The sequence below is a fragment of the Clostridium saudiense genome (assembly GCF_000577815.1).
GTDB classification, from domain to species: domain Bacteria; phylum Bacillota; class Clostridia; order Clostridiales; family Clostridiaceae; genus Clostridium; species Clostridium saudiense.
In genome coordinates, this window is the sequence record NZ_CBYM010000097.1 from 1 (window position 1) to 746 (window position 746).

1 tRNA gene and 1 rRNA gene are annotated in these 746 nt (G+C 29.9%); both read left to right on the top strand.

The window, feature by feature from the left end:
- Positions 1–78: 78 nt before the first annotated feature.
- A 5S ribosomal RNA gene (rrf, locus tag TY07_RS17070) occupies positions 79–195 on the top strand.
- A gap of 5 nt (positions 196–200) precedes the next feature.
- Positions 201–276: transfer RNA gene (locus TY07_RS17075), tRNA-Ala, on the top strand.
- Positions 277–746 lie beyond the last annotated feature (470 nt).

Consider the following 746-nt stretch of genomic DNA (forward strand, 5'->3'; position numbering starts at 1 on the left):
ATCTCTAAAAGGAAACTCACTCAGCAAGCTGAGGAGTACAAGGTTTTGACTAAATCAAAGATTTAGAAAACCATAGCATCTGGTGATGATGGCGTAGAGGAAACACTCCTTCCCATTCCGAACAGGAAAGTTAAGCTCTACAGCGTCGATGGTACTGCACGGGGGACTGTGTGGAAGAGTAGAACGTTGCCAGGTAATTTGGGGGTATAGCTCAGTTGGGAGAGCACTTGCCTTGCACGCAAGGGGTCAAGGGTTCGAATCCCTTTACCTCCACCAAAAGCTACGATTAATTTCGTAGCTTTTTTTGTTATATAAATAAATTTAAAAGTTTTCGGGAAAATTTTTAAGGAATTTTGAAAAAATACAATATTATTATTGGATCAGTAAAAATATAAGGTATTTATAAAATAGAATATTTGAAATGTGATTTTTTATAAACTAAAATTTTTTTTGAAACTATCCAATTTGTATAAGAGTATTCTTACAACTTAAGTAATAATTTATATAATAAGTATTAATATTTATTATATAAATTATAGCTTAGATGTATTGTATATGTAGAAAAGCAGGCAATTATAAATAATATAAAATAATTTTTAAAAAATATGTTGACATAAGAATTTAATAATGATATTATAAGGAAGTCGTCAGGACAGCAAACAACATTTAAGAAAAATAAAAAAAGTTTTCAAAAAAAGTGTTGACAAAAAGTTTTGATGATGATAAGATAAAGAAGTCGCTTGAGG